Genomic DNA, 16,215 nt, shown 5'->3' on the forward strand with positions numbered 1-16,215 from the left:
CGGCTCAGTGTCGGGCCGGCGCCTCGCCTATCTCGTGCTCCAGGCGGCGGGCCACGTCTCCTGGTGAGCCGGTGCGCCGAGCCAGCAGGTCATAGGCGACCGGCACCACGAACAGGGTGAAGAAGGTCGCCGCGGCCACCCCGGTGAAGATCACGGTGCCGATCACCAGGCGCGTCTCGGCGCCGGCGCCGCTGGAGAGGATCAGCGGCACCGAGCCGGCGATGGTGGTGGCCGAGGTCATCACGATGGGGCGCAGCCGGGTCATGGCGGCGCGCAGCAGGGCATCGCGGAAGGCGGTGCCTTGGTCGCGCAGCTGGTTGGCGAATTCCACGATCAGGATGCCGTTCTTGGCTGCCAGACCCACCAGCATCACCAGGCCGACCTGGCTGTAGATGTTCAGCGACTGCCCGCTGAGCCACAGGCCGAGCAGGGCGCCGCCGATGGCCAGCGGCACGGTGAGCATGATCACCAACGGATGAACGAAGCTTTCGAACTGAGCGGCCAGCACCAGGAACACCACCAGGATGCCGAGGACCAGCAGGAAGGTGGTAGCGCCGCTTGACTCGCGGTAGTCCCGGGCGGCGCCCTTGACGTCGGTCTGCACGCCCGGTGGCAGCACCTCGTCCACGGCGTTCTCGAGGTACGCCAGCGCCTCGCCCATGGAGTAGCCGTCGGCCAGGTCCGCCTGGACGGTGATCGCCCGCAGGCGATTGTAGCGGTTGAGCTGGCTGGGTCCGGCGTAGGTCTCGAGCTCGACCAGGCTCGACAGCGGGATCAGTTCGCCTGTGCGCGCCGAACGCACGCGCACGCTCTCCAGGGCACTCGGCGTCGGCGTGGCGCCGCGTTCGCCCTCGAGGATCACGTCGTATTCCTCGCCCTGGTCGGTGAAGCGCGTGACGGTGCGCCCGCCCAGCAGGGTCTCCAGGGTGCTGCCGATCTCGCTGACGGTGACGCCGAGATCCGCCGCCCGGGTGTAGTCGATGTTGACGCTGAGCTGGGGCTGGTTCTCCTCGTAGTCGCTTTCCAGGTTGAGCAGCCCGGGATTGTCCCGTCGGATGTGCTCCAGCAGGGCGTCGCGCCAGGCTGCCAGCTGTTCGTAGCTGCCTCCTCCCAGCACGAACTGGACGCCTTGCTCGCTGCCGCCGCCGAAGCCCTGGCTCATGATCGGAAATGCGCGGATACCGGGCAGCTCGGCCAGGGTCTGGCGCACCTCGTTCATGATCGGCCAGGCCGCGCGGCGTTCGGCCCAGTCGGCGAGGCCGACGATGGCAAAACCGGAGTTGAAGTTCTCGGTATTGCCCCGGCCTCGGGGGGAGATGATCAACACCCGCTCGACCTCGCCGTCCTCGCGCAGCGGCAGCAGCCTGGCCTCGACCTCGTCCATGTAGTCTTCCATGTAGGAGAAGGTGGCGCCGGGCGGGCCGTTGATCAGCACGAAGAAGGTGCCGCGATCCTCCCGTGGCGTGTACTCCGCGGGGAGCTGGGGGTAGAGCCAGGCGAGGGCGGCGAGCAGGGCCACGAAGCCGGCCACCACCAGCCAGCGCAGCGCGAGCACCGCCTCGAGGCAGCGGCGGTAGAGGCCCTGGGCCCAGTGCAGGCCGTCGTCGACCCAGTGGGCCAGGCGGCCCTCGTGCAGGTGCGGCGAGAGGATCTTGGAGGCCATCATCGGCGTCAGTGTCAACGCCAGCAGCGTAGAGATGGCCACCGCGGCCGATAGGGTCAACGCGAACTCCGTGAACAGCTTGCCCACGTCGCCCTGGATGAAGCTCAGCGGCACGAATACCGCAATCAGCACCAGGCTGGTGGCGATGACCGCGAAGGCCAACTGGCGGGCCCCGCGATAGGCCGCTACCAGTGGAGTCTCGCCATAAAGGTGCATGCGTCGGTGGATGTTCTCGAGCACTACGATGGCGTCATCCACCACCAGGCCGATCGCCAGTACCAGGGCCAGCAGGGTCAGCAGGTTGATGGTGAAGCCCATGGCGGCCAGGGCGGCGAAGGTGCCGATCAGCGTCACCGGCACCGTCACCGCCGGCACCAGGGTGCTGCGCAGGTTGCCGAGGAACACGAAGATCGCCACTACCACCAGGCCGATGGCGATCAGCAGGGTGGTGACTACCTGACGGATGGCATCGGAGACGAAGTTGGAGGCATCATAGTTGAGCGACAGGCTCATGCCCTCGGGCAGCCTCGGTGCCACGCGCTCCATCTCGGCGCGCACCGCCTCGGAGAGCGCCATGACGTTGGCGGTGGACTGCTTGACCATGCCCAGGCCCACCACCGTCTCGCCGTTGCCGCGAAACAGCGAGCGCTCTTCCACGGTCCCCAGCTCGACTCGGGCCACGTCGGCGAGGCGTACCAGGTAGCCGTCCTCGCCGCGGTCGAGCACCAGTTCACGGAAGTCCTGTGGGGTGGCGAAGCTGCGCGGCAGGCGCACAATGAACTGGCGATCCGCGGATTCCACGGCGCCGCCCGGCAGCTCCACGTTCTCTTCGCGCAGAGTGTCCTCCACGTCGCTGACCGCGAGCCCGCGAGCGGCCAGGGCATCGCTGTCGAGCCACACGCGCATGGCGTATTCCCGGCCGCCGCCGACGAATACCCCGGAGACGCCCTCCTGCACCGAGAAACCGTCGACCAGGTAGCGCTCGGCGTAGTCGGTGAGCTCGGCGGTGGTGTAACCCGCCCCGGAGAGCATCAGCCACATCACCACCTCGGAACTGGTGTCCTCCTTGCGCACCTCGGGCGGGTCGGCCTCGTCGGGCAGGTTGTCCGCGGCCCCGGAGATGCGGTCGCGCACGTCGTTGGCGGCGGCGTCGACGTCGGTGGCGAGGCTGAATTCGATGTTGATATCGGATTCGCCGTCGCTGCTGGAGGACGAGATTACCTCGATGCCGGCGATACCGGCGATGCGTTCCTCCAGCACCTGGGTGATGCGGGTCTCGACCACCTCGGCGTTGGCGCCAGGGTAGTTGGTACTGACACTGACCACCGGCGGATCGATGGTGGGATACTCCTGCAGCGGCAGGCGGGTGAGGGCCAGCAGGCCAAAGGCAACGATCAGCGCCGCCATGACGATGGCCAGCACCGGGCGCTGGACGGAGATGTCGGACAGGCGCATCAGGCGTCATCTCCCTGGCGGTCGGCCCGCAGGATATCGCTGACGCTGGTCGAGTCGTCCTCGATGCCGATCAGCCGGACCCGGGCAGCGGCGTGCAGGCGATCGGCACCATGGCTGACCACCAGGTCGCCCGCTGCCAGGCCCTCGGTGACCTCCACCTCGCCGCGGCGACGGGCCCCGACGGTGATGTCGCGGCGTTCGATCGTGCCGTCCTCCCGGGAGGTGACGATCCACACGCGCTGGTAGCGCCCCTCCACGACCACGGCGGATTCCGGGATCACCAGCGCTTGCCGCGGGCGCCGGTCGAGGGTGACGCGCATCAGCATGCCGGGCCGCAGCAGGCGCTCGGGGTTGTCGAGCAGGGCGCGCACCGCGACACTGCGGCTGACCGGGTCGACCCGGGAATCGACGGTGGCGACCTCGCCTTCGAACACCCGTTCCGGATAGGCCGCGGTGGTGGCGCTGAGGGTAAGCCCGCGGGCCAGCGAACCCAGCTGCACCTCGGGGATTTCGAAGTCAAGCTTCATGCGCGACATGTCGTCCAGGGTGGCCAGCTCGGTGCCCGGGGTCACCAGGCTGCCGGCGCTGATATCGCGCACCCCGACCACGCCGTCGAAGGGCGCCTTGACCCGGTAGTTCTCAAGCCGGGCCCGCAGCCCCTGAATGGTGGCGTCCACCTGTTGAAGCTGCGCGCGGCTGTCCTCGACGTCGGCGCGGGGGGCAAGGTTGCGACTTTGCAGTTGCGAAAGGCGGTCGACGGCATTCTGGCGTTCGACGCGTAGCGCCTGGGCCTCGCGCAGCGCTGCCTGCTCCTCGTCATCGGACAGCTCGACCAGCACATCGCCTCGCTTGACCCGCTCGCCGCCCTCGAAGTTGATCGCCGATACCGTATCGGTAACCGTGGCCGAAAGCGTCACGCTCTCGTTGGCCGAGAGCGTGCCCAGCGATTCCAGCGGGTCGGACCAGGCCTTACGCTCGGCCTGGGCGCCGATCACCGGGGTGAGCGGACGGTCGTCGGCCGGCTGGGCCGGCGCGTTCGGCGACAGCAGGCCGAGCAGGGCGGCGATGGCGGCGAGGCCGAGCCGTCGACCCTGGAGGCGAGGCGAGGTGAGAGAGTGACTCATGAGCGTGTGTCCAGAGAGGGAAGCGTGACCCTCGGCAGCAGGGTGTCGACGTAAAGCGACAGCATGCCTGAAGCCGGAGCCTCGGGTGGCTATGACACTGGGGGTTGCACATTGTTTTCGCAACTCGTTCCCTCCGTCGCAACGCCTCGTCGTCGATGCTGCAACCGCGGGGGATAGACGCGGCTGGCTTTGCTAACATGTCGCCCTTTTCCGGCCAGCGCGACGCGTGGCTCCGGTATATTCCCCGCAAGAGAGGTAGGCATGACATACGACGTGGTCGTCATCGGCGCAGGCGCCGCCGGACTGATGTGCGCGCTGACCGCCGGCTATGCCGGGCGTTCGGTGCTGGTGGTCGATCACGCCAACAGGCCCGGCAAGAAGATCCTGATGTCCGGGGGTGGGCGCTGCAATTTCACCAACCTGGCGGCCACGCCGGCTAACTTCTTCTCGAGCAACCCGCACTTTTGCATCTCGGCGCTGAAGCGCTATCGGCCGGAGCATTTCGTCGAACTGGTCGAGCGCCACGGGCTGGAGTACGTGGAGAAGGCGCCGGGCCAGCTGTTCTGCGCCGAATCGGCCAAGGATCTGCTGGCCGTGCTGCTCACCGAGTGCGACTGGGCAGGCGTCGAGCTGCGGATGAAGACGAGCGTCGAAAGCCTCGAGCGCCAAGGCGAGGGCATGCGGATCGCGACTTCCGGCGGGCGCATCGATGCCGGGGCGGTGGTGATTGCCACCGGCGGGCTGTCGGTGCCCACCATGGGAGCGACCGGCTTCGGCTATGACATCGCGCGCCAGTTCGGCCTCGAGGTGACCGACACCCGAGCGGCCCTGGTGCCCTTCACCCTGACCTCGGCCTTGAAGGCGCGGGCCGCAGCGCTCTCCGGCGTGTCCACCGAAGTGGTGGCGCGCTGCCGGGACGGCGAGTACCGGGAGCCGATGCTGTTCACCCACCGGGGTCTGTCGGGGCCGGCGATGCTGCAGGTGTCCAGCCACTGGTGGCCGGGTGACGAGCTTGCCATCGACCTGCTGCCCGGGGAATCGGCCTTCGAGGCCCTGGCGGCGGCCCGCCGGGACACACCCAAGCGTCGCCTCGCCACCTGGCTCGGCGAGCGGCTGCCGCGCCGCCTGGCCCAGTCGCTGGTCGAGTGGCATGGCGGCGACGGCCCACTGGCCGAGCGCTCCAATACCGAACTCGAGGCCTGGGCCGCCCACCTCAATGACTGGCGGCTCAAGCCCGCCGGCACCGAGGGCTGGCGCACCGCCGAGGTCACCATGGGCGGTGTCGACACTCGGGCCCTGTCGTCTAAGACCTTCGAGGTCAACGGTTTGCCCCAGCTGCGCTTCATCGGCGAGGTGCTGGACGTCACCGGCGAGCTCGGCGGCTACAACTTCCAGTGGGCCTGGGCCAGCGGTGTGGCCTGCGGGCAGTCGGTGTAGGCGGGCTCCGGCCTATACTGGGGGCGTTCATCTCGAGAGGGAGACGCCTGTATGCCGAAGCCATTGAGGAAGCAGCGACTGAACCGCGTGGTCGGGCGGGTCGGCCTGGACATGCTGAAAGAGGCGCGTCGGGCCTGGCCGCGCATCGATGACCCGGAGGATCCGGAGGGCCTGCACGATTTCCGGGTGGCGCTGCGTCGCCTGCGTTCCTGGCTGAAGGCCTATCGTGACCATCCGGGAATAGAGGTGCCCAAGTCGCAGCGCCGTCGACTTCGTGACCTGGCCAGAGCCACCAATGACGCGCGCGACGGCGAGGTGATGCTGGCCTGGCTCGAAGCCGAGCGGCCGGCGCAGGACAATGCCGAGCGCGGCGCCATTGATTGGTGGTGCCAGCGGCTGGCGGCGCAGGTCGAGACTGATTACGCCGAGGCCCGGCGGGCTCTGGCGGAGGGCTTCCCTGCGCTTGAGCGTGGGCTCGGCGAGACGCTCGCCAGGCTGGCCGAGAAAGGAGGCCGCGGGCCGCGTTTCGGCGAAGCAACGGCCCGGGAGCTGGCCACCCTGCACGACACGTTGAACGAGGAGATCGCCGCTATCGGCTCCCCCGAGGAGCGAGAGGCGCTGCATCGCCCGCGCATCACTGGCAAGCGTATCCGTTACCTGTTACGGCCTTGGCAGCAAGAGGGTGAGGTATTCGCGGAGGCGGAAAAGGCCATGAAAGCCTTCCAGGATGCCTTCGGCGTACTCCACGACGACCTGGTGCGCGAGCCGGCCCTCGAGGCCGCGGCCGCCGCCCATGCCGGGGAAGAGACGGCGGCGCGCCTGGCCTTGGCGGCTCGCGGTTCGCAGGTCAGGGCGACGGCACCGCGACACCTGCGCGGCTTCCTGGGGCTGGCGCGGGGCAATCGCGAGCGGCGGCTGGCTCACTATGAGCAGGCCCTGGAGGCTGCACTCCCATCGCGACGGGGAACGGCACTCTCGGAGACGTTGGCCGCGGCCGTCGCGGCGATGCGCGGTGGCTGAGTGGAAAGCGTCAACTCAGGCGCTGGTCGAGCTCTCGCCACAGGGTGGCGTAGGCGCGGGCAGCGGCGCTTCTCGGTGCGAAGTCGCGCACCGGAGCGCGCTCGAGGCCCATGCGTTCGACCACGCTGGCCGCGGGTATGGCCGTCGACAGCCGCAGAGGCCATTGCTCGTGCAGGCTGGCCATCACCTCGCGGTGCAGCGTGCGACGCCGATCAGCGAGGGTCACGAAGGGCCAGCGAGGGCAGGCGATGTCGCGGTCGTCGAGGAAGTCTTCGAGCTGTTCCAGGGTGCGCAGCGAGAGCACGGTGGGTACTACCGGCACCAGCAGGGCGTCGACGCTGGAGAAGATGTTCTCCGAGAGATGCGAGAGGCTCGGCGGGCAGTCGAGGATCACCAGGTCGTAATCGTCGCGTATTGGCTTGAGGATCTGGCGCAGGTGGCTGGCGCCCCGCTTGGCGAGCAGGGCATCCATCTCGCGGGAGGCCAGGGCCGCCGGCAACAGGTCGAGCCCCTCGACCTGCGTGGCGCGGATCACCTTGTCGAAGGAGGCCTTGCCCTTGACCAGCTTGCCGACGCCGCCGCGAATGCGCGGCTTGACGCGTAGATAGAAGCTGGTGGCCGCCTGGGGGTCAAGATCCCACAGCAGTACGCGAAGCCCAGCCCGCGCGGCCTCCGCCGCCAGGTTCACTGACGAGGCGGTCTTGCCGACGCCGCCCTTGATGCTGTAGAGCGCCAGCATGCGCATGGTAGAGGTGTCCTGTCGTGAGTCTGTCATTGAGGGGACACAGGATCATAACAGGCCTGACACATCGGGATGTTACGGCGAGATGATAACGAGCGCTCCGCGACGGTCAGGGCGCTCCAGGTGGCTTGACATGATGAGGTCGGCTCAGGGCAGGGGCAGTACACGCCGCAGTTGCTGAAGTCGCCGAGCGGTGACCCAGGTAAATAGCCCGCGCTTCGCGATGCGCTTGGCGGCGGCTGGATGACGCAGAGACCACCAGAGAAGCAGGGCGCTGCCACCGATCGCCGGCAGGCGATAGCGCTGCATGGCCTGCCAGCCGACCTCCAGCGAACGGGCCGCGGATTGCCAGCGCCGTGCCTCCACCAGCAGGTCGAGTCGCTGCTGCTCGATGGCGGCCTCGAGAGCCGCCTTGCGTGCCCGTCGTTCAGTCTTGCGCATCGCGGTGGGTCTCCAACAGCTCGCGGTCCAGCGCCAGATGCTTGAGGGTGTCGACCAGCAGGGTGCGTCGCCTCGCCAGGTGGAGCACCCAGCCCGCGAGCCCCAGGCCGCCGAACAGCAGCACGCCGGCGCTGACGCCGATGGCGGTCAGCCGGTGGCTGTCCCAGAAAGCGACGATGACCAGGGCGGTCAGCGTCCCCAGCCCCAACAGCAGAAGCAGCAGGCTGATCCCGGCCAGCATCAGCAGGGTGACCAGTCTGGCGCGCTCCTCCTCCAGCTCCAGCACGGCGAGACGCAGTCGCGTCTCGCCGGTGGCGAGCAGGCTGCCCAGCAGGCGCTTGCCGGCGCCAAACAGTCGCTGAGCCGGTCCCTGGCTCTGGGCCATCAGCGCCGCCCGATCAGCATGCCGACCACCACGCCGACGGCGGCGCCGATGCCGATACTGGTCCAGGGATTGTCGTGGACGTAGCGGTCGCAGGCATCGGCCTGGTGGTTCACGGTCTCGCGGGCGTCGTGGTAGGCACGTTCGCCGCGGGCTTCGAGTCGGGCACGAGTCTCGTTGAGGCGTTTTTCCGCCCGTTCACGCAGTTCCTTGATGTTGTTGCGGGAATCGTCTGCGGTGGCGTTCACCAGCTCCTCGACGGTCTGCGACAGATGACGCAGGTCTTCCTTGAGCTGCTGGGTGGTCTCACGGGTATGGGGCGTACGGTCGGCCATTGGGTCATCCTCTGACGGTATATGACAGCCCCAGCATAGCAGCCGTCTCCACCTACCGTAATGACCCAGGGCACATCATTGCTCGAAACTGCCCGTGGAAAACAGTGGGTTGAGACTGAAGCCCACGCCGAGACGCTGAACGCTGCGGTTGTAGTCGATCAGGCTGTCGCCGTAGCCGTGGTAGTACTGGAGGTGGCCACGAACCTTGCCGAACAGCGGCCAGGAGTAGTCGAACTGGGCGCCCATGTGGCCGCGGTCCGGGTTGCCGCGCCACAGCAGGCTGGCCTCGTGGTCGTTGAACAGGCGCCGTGCCACCGTGACGTCGCCGTAACCCAGATACTCGTGGATGTCGGGGTTGTCGTCCTCTCCCTCGGCTTCCGGAAGGCGCCAGTAGGGCGCCAGCGAGACGGCCCAGTCGTCGTTGATGAAGGTACTGGTCAGGATCAGCCGGTTCCAGCTGCGCGACAGGTTGCTGGAGCGGCCGTTGGACTGGTGATTGATGGCGATGCGGTTGTTGATGTTGGTCCAGCCGGCCAGCGACCAGTCGTTGTCGAAGTCGATGAACGCTTCGGGCTCGTAGTTGGTCTCGCGGAAGGGCGACGAGGCGTCGGCATTGTAGGCCTGCCACCAGCTGCGCTGGGTATAGGCGAAATAGAGATCGCCGTGGCCGAGTATCAGGTCCTGGGCGAGCTGGAACTTGGCGCTGAACTGGAACTTCACCTCCAGGCGGTCGGGGTCGGCATCGTTGTCGATCTCGCGGAAGCCGTTCTCGTTGGGGTTGGTGGTATAGCTCAGCGGCAGCAGATAGTTGCGGTGATGGGTGGTGATGGCGAAGGGGTTGGCGGCCGATTCCTCCTCGAGCAGGCGTCGCTCGGCGACCGACGCCTCGAGTTCGGGCTGGGCCTCCGAGTCGTCGACCTCGGGCGTGGGTGCCTCGACGGCGGGCTGTTGGGCCAGGCGCGCGCGCAGCTCGCCGATCTCGGACTGGAGCGAGTCGATGCGATCGCGAATGGCCTGGCGCTCGGCATCGCCGAGGGGTTCGTTGGTCTGGGCGTGGGCCGTCCCCTGGCTGGCCAGGGCGGCGGTCAGCGCAAGCGCCGACAGCCGGGGCAATGAGCATGAAGCCATGGTGCTTCGGCTACCTTGTCGAGGTTGAGAGGTCGTTCTATCACGCCCGTCGGGCAAGTCAACGGGCGGGGCGTGGCACTCGGTGATTGCCTTGCCGCGCCGGTCGGTCGAGAATCCGGGACACAGCCCATGGTAACACTGCTGACGAGGTGCCCTTGATCGCTTTTCCATGTCCCTGGCGGTTCGGCCGCTTTCACATTCTTTGCCTCGTGTTACTGGCGCTGACGCTGGCGCCGATGACCGTGCCGGCCGCCGAGCTGCCCGAGCGCGCCGCGCTGGAGGAACGGCTCGCCTCCCTGCAGCCCGCCGAGGGGGAAACGGTCGATGAGGCGACTCAGGCCGATATCGACGCACTCCAGGCAGCGCTGAAGGGGCTCGAGGCGCTGGACGACAGTGAAACGCGCCTGGCCGACCTGGAAACGCGGGCGGAGCGGGCTCCCCAGGAGCTGGGGGAGACCCGCCGGGCCCTGGCGGCCGCCCAGGATGCGCAGGAACAGGTGCCTGACGACGAAGCGCTTCAGGCGCTGGATCTGGATACACTGGAGTCCCGGCTGAAGACGTCCAGCGATAACCTGGAAGAGGCCCAGGATCGTCTCGCCGACGTGGAGACCCAACTGCTGGGCACCCAGACCCTCCCGGAGCGCGCCCAGCAAGGCATCGCCGAGGCGACCGCGGCGATGGAGGAGCACCGCCGTGCACTAGAGCAGCTGGATGTACGAGAAGCGGCGGACGACGATCCGCAGCGACTGCATCATCGCATCGCGCGGCAGCTTGCCGAGCGGCGCCTGGCGCTGCACCAGCGTGAGCTGGCCACCAATTCACGCTTTCGCGAACTCGCCCAGCAGCGTCGCGATCTGCTCCAGATCCGGGTGGCGAAGAGCGAGGCCCAGGTGCGGGCCCTGCAGAGGGCTCTCGAACGCCGCCGACGCGAGCAGTCCGAGCAGGCCATTGCCCAGGCGGTGCGAGATGAGCCGGAAGGGGTGGCCCGTCATCCCATGATACTGGAGGCTCAGCAGGCCAATCGCGACATGAGTCTCGAGCTGCTGCGCGCCACCAGTCGGGCCAATGATCTGGCTCGCCAGGGACAGGAAGCGCGCCGGCGTCTCGATCGCGTGCGCCAGCTGCAGCGAGGGCTCTCCGAGCATATCGAGGCAATTCGTGGCAGTCCGCTGCTGTCGCGCATCCTGCGCGAGCAGCGCCAGGCGCTGCCGCGAGTCGAGTCGGAGGGCAGTCTCAAGGAGGAGATCGCCGATCTGCGCCTCAAGCAGTTTGAGCTCGATCGCCAGCGCGAGCGCCTGCAGGACGCCGAACAGATGGCGCGTCAGCGCCTGGAAGAAGCCGATGCAAGGGCCTCCGATGCGGTTCTCGATTCGTTGACGCAGCTGCTGCAAGCGCGGCACGAACTGCTTGATCGGCTGGGACCGACCTACGGGGAGGTGCTAACGGCGGCCATCGAACTGCAGCTCAACCAACAGCAATTGCTCGAGACGAGCCGTGCCCTGCGATCGACCATCGACGAGCAGCTGTTCTGGGTCGCCAATGCTCGTCCCCTGGATCTGACCTGGGTGCTGCGCTTGCCGAACCATCTGCAGGCCGAGTGGCATGATGGTGAATGGCGCCAGGCCCTGCCGTCGCACTGGCGGTGGCCCGATGCCGGGGCCTTGCTGGCCTCGCCGCTGCTGTTGCTCGCCGGTATTCTGCTGGGGCTGCGTCGCACCCTGTCGCGACGGCTCAAGGGCCTGCACGGCGAAATTGGCCATCTGCGTCAGGACAGCCAGGGCCATACGCCGCTGGCGGTGGCGCTGCAGGCACTGCAGGCCTTGCCCGGGCCACTGTGCATGGTGACGCTATCCCTTGGCCTGGTGCTGGGAAGCGCTGGCATCGGCGTGAGCGTTGGTTGGGCGCTGCTGCATCTCTCTCTGGCGTGGGCGGTGCTTGCCTGGGCGAGAGGGTTGTTGGTGCCCGAAGGGGTTGCGACCCGCCACTTCCACTGGCCGAGCGGCTACGTGGTGCAACTGCGACGTTGGCTGCTGTGGCTGGGCGTGGCTCTGGTGCCGGTTCTGTTCGTGGGCACCCTGGCGCGTGATGCGGCCATCGACCTGACACAGCGCCCGTTGGCACTACTGCTGTTGCTGCTGGGGCTCACGGGCATGAGCCTGGCGCTGGCCAAGCTGATCCTGGCCCACACGCCCTTTTTCGGCGTCAAGCTGTTCCGCCTGCTGGTGGGCCTGGCGATGGCCATGGTTCCCCTGGTACTGGGCGGCCTGGTCGTCTATGGCTATGCCTATACGGCGCTCAGTCTGGTGGCGCGTTTCGTCATCACCCTGTATCTGTTGGGCGTGTGGATCCTGGTCGAGGCGGCGGTGGTGCGCGGGCTGGCCGTTGCGGCACGCCGGCTGGCCTATCGGCGGGCGCTGGCGCGGCGTCGGGCGCTGGCCCAGGAGACCGACAGCAGCGAGCACGGTGTGGAAGTGGTCGAGGAGCCGCCGCTGGACATGCAGCAGGTCAACCAGCAGTCGCTGCGCCTGTCCAAGCTGATCCTGATGCTGGGCTTTCTGGTGGTCTTCTATCTGGTTTGGGCCGATCTGCTGACGGTGTTCGGCTATCTTGAGCAGGTGATGATCCTGGGCGGCGACGGGCAGCAGGGCAGCGACCTGGTGGGCGCCTCGATCTCGGTGGCCGACCTTTTTGTGGCGCTGCTGGTGGTGGCGCTGACGCTGATCATGGCGCGTAACCTCCCGGGGCTGCTCGAGGTGATGGTGCTGTCGCGGCTCGAGCTCAAGCAGGGCAGTGCCTATGCCATCAGCTCGCTGCTTTCCTACGTCATCATCGGCACCGGCGTGGTCTGGTCGCTGGGCACCCTTGGGGTGTCATGGAGCAAGCTGCAATGGCTGGTGGCGGCGCTCGGCGTGGGGCTCGGCTTCGGGCTGCAGGAGATCTTCGCCAACTTCATCTCCGGGCTGATCATCCTGTTCGAGCGCCCGGTACGCATCGGCGACACCATCACGCTGGGCAATCTCACCGGTACGGTCAACCGCATTCGCATTCGCGCCACCACGGTGACCGACTTCGATCGCAAGGAAATCATCATTCCCAACAAGACCTTCGTCACCGACCAACTGATCAACTGGTCGCTGTCGGACAATATCACCCGGGTGATCCTGACCTATGGTGTGGCCTATGGCAGCGATCACCGGCTGGTGCAGCGGTTGCTGTATCAGGCGGCCGAGGAGAATACCCGTGTGCTGGACGACCCTGAGCCCCAGGTGTTCTTCATGCGCTATGGTGCCAACAGCCTGGAGTTCGAGCTGCGGATCTTCGTCAACAGCCTGGGGGACCGCCTATTCGCCACCGACGAGCTCAATGGCCGGGTCGGAGAGCTGTTTGCCGAGCACGACCTGGATATCGCCTTCAACCAGCTGGATGTCTGGCTTCGCGATCGCCGCGGGAACGAGGCCAAGGTCGTCAGCCAGGGGACGGGGGAGGCGCCGGCCAATCCCCCGCCGGGCGCCGGTGGCGATCCCGGTGATCTGGACGCCGGGGAAGGTGGCGATGGCGGCGGGGGAGATGCCGGGCGCTGAGGTGCGCCGAGTCAGCCCAGGCGCGCGTAGAGCAGGAATTCGCGGTTGCCGTCGCCGCCGCGGATCGGGCTCTCCTGCCAGTGGCGGATCTCGAAGCCGGTGTCGGCACAGGCCTGGCGGACGCGGGCTTGTGCACGGGCATGATGTTCGGGGGATGTCACCAGGCCTCGGGCGTTGACGCCCTCGGGGCCGACCTCGAACTGCGGTTTGACCAGCGATACCAGCTCGCCGCCGCGGGGCAGCAGGGCGGCCAACTCCGGCAGGATCAGGGTCTGCGAGATGAAGGAAACATCCATGACCGCGAGCGTCGCCGGGTGGGCGTCCAGCGCCGCGGCGAGCCGCGGGTCGTCTTGCATGGCGCGGGCGTTGAGCCCCTCCAGGCAGGTGAGGCGCGGCTCGTCGCGCAGTTCCGGGGCCAACTGGTTGTGGCCGACCTCCACGCCGATCACGTGTTCCGCGCCGTGGCGCAGGGCGCAGTCGCTGAAGCCCCCGGTGGACTGGCCTACATCAAGGACCGTGCGGCCTTCGATCGACAACGCCAGGGTCGCCAGCACCGCTTCCAACTTGAGGCCGGCGCGGGATACGTAGCGCTCCTCCGGGTCGTCTTCCACGCTCAGCCGCACCGTGTCGGGCAGCTTCTCGCCGGGCTTGGTCAGGACGCGTCCGTCGTCGGCGAGGCGTACTCTGCCGTGGCGGATCAGGCGCTGGGCACGGGTGCGCGAACGCGCCAGTCCCTGATGGAGCAGCAGCTGGTCGAGGCGTGGCATGAGGCGTCCCGGTATCGAAATGGGCCTGGGATTATGCCACAGGGCCGCGATGCCGGTCCGCCGCTCAAGGTCCGGCGTCGGCTTGCAGGTTGCCGGGTGGCAGGCGATCGGCGCCCCAGCTGCGTTCCAGATAGCCGATCACTCGGTCCAGTTCGTCCTGCTCGATCTGCGCCAGCTCGCCTCGCTCCAGGGGGTCGTGATGGAAGATGTAGAGCCGCGAGGCGAACTGCTCGAAGGGCAGTGACGCCTCGCCGAAGCGCTCGCCGTTCCCTGTCGTGCTGACCCTGACGCCGTCGCCCCAGTCCTGGCCGCTGTCGTTGTTGGGGTTGTAAAAGTAGACCCGCATCTCTCCGCCGGGGTCGAGGTTGGCGCGCAGCAGGGTGATGGCGTGCCAGCCGATGAAGCGTGCAGCACTGTCGGTGACGGCGATGCCTGCCGGCTGCGGATGAATCAACGGCTGATTGCCGTTGTAGTAGGGGTGATAGCTGGCATAGAAGTGGCGCAGGAAACTGTCCAGCTCGACCAGCTTTCCGCTGGCCACGTCGACGTTGATGCGAAAGCCGCGGCCCGACCACCAGCCGTGGAATTCCGGGTTGACCCAGCGGTGGGGATCACCCTCGCGGTCGATGCATCGTCGACCCATCTCGGCGTAGATACGATCCAGGTGCGGCACCACGATCAGCGACACCGGGTCCAGGTCCATCGGCAGTTCGGTGGCGACGCCGCCGATGCTGGCCATGGAAGAGATCGGCTGGCCCTCGAAATGCATGATGATCTCGTCGTCGCGGGCCGCCCAGGCGACCATCTGCAGCAGGTAGTCGGGATCGTTGTAGGCCCACATTGAGAGGGCCCGGGCGGACTGGCAGGTGGGGTTGTTGCCCTGGCCAACGCCCAGTGGCAGGCCGAGCATGCACAATACGCCCTCGAGCAGCCTGGCTCGCGGCGACACCGTTTCCCCGCAGGCCAGGTTGAGCCGCGCTTCCGACCACGCCGATAGCGAAAGCCCCAGTTGGCGCCACATGGCCGGCGCCACCGGCGGCTGGTAGAGGATCCCGCGTTCCAGCATCAGCGCCAGGCCGTAGACGGCCTGGGGCGTGGCGGGATGAACGCCGCCGCGGATCAGGGCGTGCACCAGCTCACGGTAGCACAGCAGGCAGTCACGACCGGTGGAGGAGAGCCCCAGGGCCTCGCTGAGCAGTTGGTCGCCGTGCTCGATCAGATGACGCAGCAGCACCGGATGATAGGGTGAGACCAGGCCGGTATCGTGCATCGCCCGGGCGAAGCCGGTGGCTTCGGCTTGCAGGGCCGTGGCGTCCATGCCGGCCAGGCGGTCGCGATAGATGTCGACGCCCGGATCCTCGCGGGAGGCGTGGGTAGGGCCGTAAAGCGAGCTGACCAGGCGGTCGGCGCCCTGGCCGCTGACGCCGAGGTCGATCGCCGGATCGGCCTGGCAGATGGCGATCTGGGTGATCATCAGCTTGACCGACTCGACCTGGATCGGACGCTGCTGCAGGATCCGCCAGATCTCGGCGATCAGCTTGTCGATGATGTGCTCGTAGCCGATGCGCTGGGCGAGATGCGCGAACAGCCGTCGGGGCAGCGCCGCTAGGCGACCCTGGGTCTCTCGTTCGGCTTCGCTGGGCGCGCCGAACAGCAGCCACAGGTTCAGGGCGATGACCTGGGTCAGGTAGTGATGGGCCTGCTCGGCCGACACCTGGGCGTGACGATACTCGCCCTTGGCCACCGCCAGTAGCCTCAGCTCGCTGATCGCCTCGATCACCACGGTGTTGGCGTCCGGGCTCTTCAGCGCCTGGGTGGTCAGCGAGGGCACCAGGAACTGCGGTGTGGCCCAGTCCGAGCCCTGGAAAACGCCGGCCATCTCCAGCGCCTCGGCGCGGGTTTCGATGGCCTCGGCGCCGCCCTCCTGGAGCAGCATCCGGCGGGCCGTATCCAGCACCCGCGGCAGCTTGCCCGGTTTGGCGAACTCCCGGGCGCCGGCCAGCAGGGCGATGGCTTCGTCCAGCTTGGCCACCAGGCCCGCCAGTTTGTCTTCGGCGGGCCCGCCGGTGCCGGGTTGATCGGGTTGCGTGGTCACGCCGACTCCTCGTCTTCAGGTCATTATGGCGACCATGACGCCCCT

12 protein-coding genes are annotated in these 16,215 nt (G+C 67.7%); 3 read left to right on the forward strand and 9 right to left on the reverse strand.

Features of this window, described 5'->3' with window-relative positions; translation table 11 throughout:
• Positions 1-4 precede the first annotated feature (4 nt).
• Entirely contained in the window at positions 5-3,118 is a 3,114-nt protein-coding gene (locus tag ACGTN6_RS01015) for an efflux RND transporter permease subunit (RefSeq protein ID WP_394589368.1), read from the reverse strand.
• A complete protein-coding gene (locus ACGTN6_RS01020) occupies positions 3,118-4,242 on the reverse strand; it encodes an efflux RND transporter periplasmic adaptor subunit (protein WP_394589369.1) in 1,125 nt (374 codons plus the stop codon). The genes ACGTN6_RS01015 and ACGTN6_RS01020 overlap by 1 nt, the downstream gene beginning before the upstream one ends.
• A gap of 261 nt (positions 4,243-4,503) precedes the next feature.
• On the opposite strand from ACGTN6_RS01020, the gene ACGTN6_RS01025 reads away from it, so the two are divergent.
• Together ACGTN6_RS01025 and ACGTN6_RS01030 are read left to right on the forward strand one after the other, a co-directional pair.
• Complete coding sequence (locus ACGTN6_RS01025; RefSeq protein WP_394589370.1) at positions 4,504-5,679, forward strand: BaiN/RdsA family NAD(P)/FAD-dependent oxidoreductase; 1,176 nt, start codon at positions 4,504-4,506, stop codon at positions 5,677-5,679.
• A 51-nt stretch (positions 5,680-5,730) separates the two neighbouring features.
• Positions 5,731-6,699 carry a CHAD domain-containing protein gene (locus tag ACGTN6_RS01030; RefSeq protein WP_394589371.1) on the forward strand — a complete coding sequence of 323 codons (969 nt, stop codon included), beginning with the start codon at positions 5,731-5,733 and terminating at the stop codon, positions 6,697-6,699.
• A gap of 10 nt (positions 6,700-6,709) precedes the next feature.
• On the opposite strand, the gene ACGTN6_RS01035 is transcribed toward ACGTN6_RS01030, so the two are convergent.
• The 5 genes from ACGTN6_RS01035 to ACGTN6_RS01055 all read right to left on the reverse strand — a co-directional run bounded on the left by ACGTN6_RS01035 (position 6,710) and on the right by ACGTN6_RS01055 (position 9,727).
• Entirely contained in the window at positions 6,710-7,444 is a 735-nt protein-coding gene (locus ACGTN6_RS01035; RefSeq protein WP_394589372.1) for a ParA family protein, read from the reverse strand.
• Between the two features lie 144 nt (positions 7,445-7,588).
• Entirely contained in the window at positions 7,589-7,882 is a 294-nt protein-coding gene (locus ACGTN6_RS01040; RefSeq protein ID WP_394589373.1) for a YqjK family protein, read from the reverse strand.
• On the reverse strand, positions 7,869-8,267 hold the full coding sequence (locus tag ACGTN6_RS01045; RefSeq protein ID WP_394589374.1) for a phage holin family protein: 399 nt from the start codon (positions 8,265-8,267) through the stop codon (positions 7,869-7,871). The genes ACGTN6_RS01040 and ACGTN6_RS01045 overlap by 14 nt, the downstream gene beginning before the upstream one ends.
• Positions 8,267-8,599, reverse strand: coding sequence for an ElaB/YgaM/YqjD family protein (locus ACGTN6_RS01050; protein WP_394589375.1), 333 nt, complete (start codon positions 8,597-8,599; stop codon positions 8,267-8,269). Before ACGTN6_RS01050 ends, ACGTN6_RS01045 begins: the two co-directional genes overlap by 1 nt.
• A 75-nt stretch (positions 8,600-8,674) precedes the next feature.
• Positions 8,675-9,727 (reverse strand): phospholipase A, encoded by a 1,053-nt coding sequence (locus ACGTN6_RS01055; protein WP_394589376.1) that lies wholly within the window; start codon positions 9,725-9,727, stop codon positions 8,675-8,677.
• 236 nt (positions 9,728-9,963) lie between these two features.
• Between ACGTN6_RS01055 and mscK the strand changes: the two genes are divergently transcribed.
• On the forward strand, positions 9,964-13,308 hold the full coding sequence (gene mscK / locus ACGTN6_RS01060; RefSeq protein WP_394589426.1) for a mechanosensitive channel MscK: 3,345 nt from the start codon (positions 9,964-9,966) through the stop codon (positions 13,306-13,308).
• A gap of 11 nt (positions 13,309-13,319) precedes the next feature.
• On the opposite strand, the gene ACGTN6_RS01065 is transcribed toward mscK, so the two are convergent.
• On the reverse strand, positions 13,320-14,075 hold the full coding sequence (locus ACGTN6_RS01065; RefSeq protein ID WP_394589377.1) for a TlyA family RNA methyltransferase: 756 nt from the start codon (positions 14,073-14,075) through the stop codon (positions 13,320-13,322).
• Positions 14,076-14,139: 64 nt separating this feature from the next.
• A complete protein-coding gene (locus tag ACGTN6_RS01070) occupies positions 14,140-16,170 on the reverse strand; it encodes a hypothetical protein (RefSeq protein ID WP_394589378.1) in 2,031 nt (676 codons plus the stop codon).
• Positions 16,171-16,215 lie beyond the last annotated feature (45 nt).

Origin of the sequence: Halomonas sp. B23F22_20 (assembly GCF_043496985.1) — a bacterium.
Classification (GTDB): Bacteria; Pseudomonadota; Gammaproteobacteria; order Pseudomonadales; family Halomonadaceae; genus Halomonas.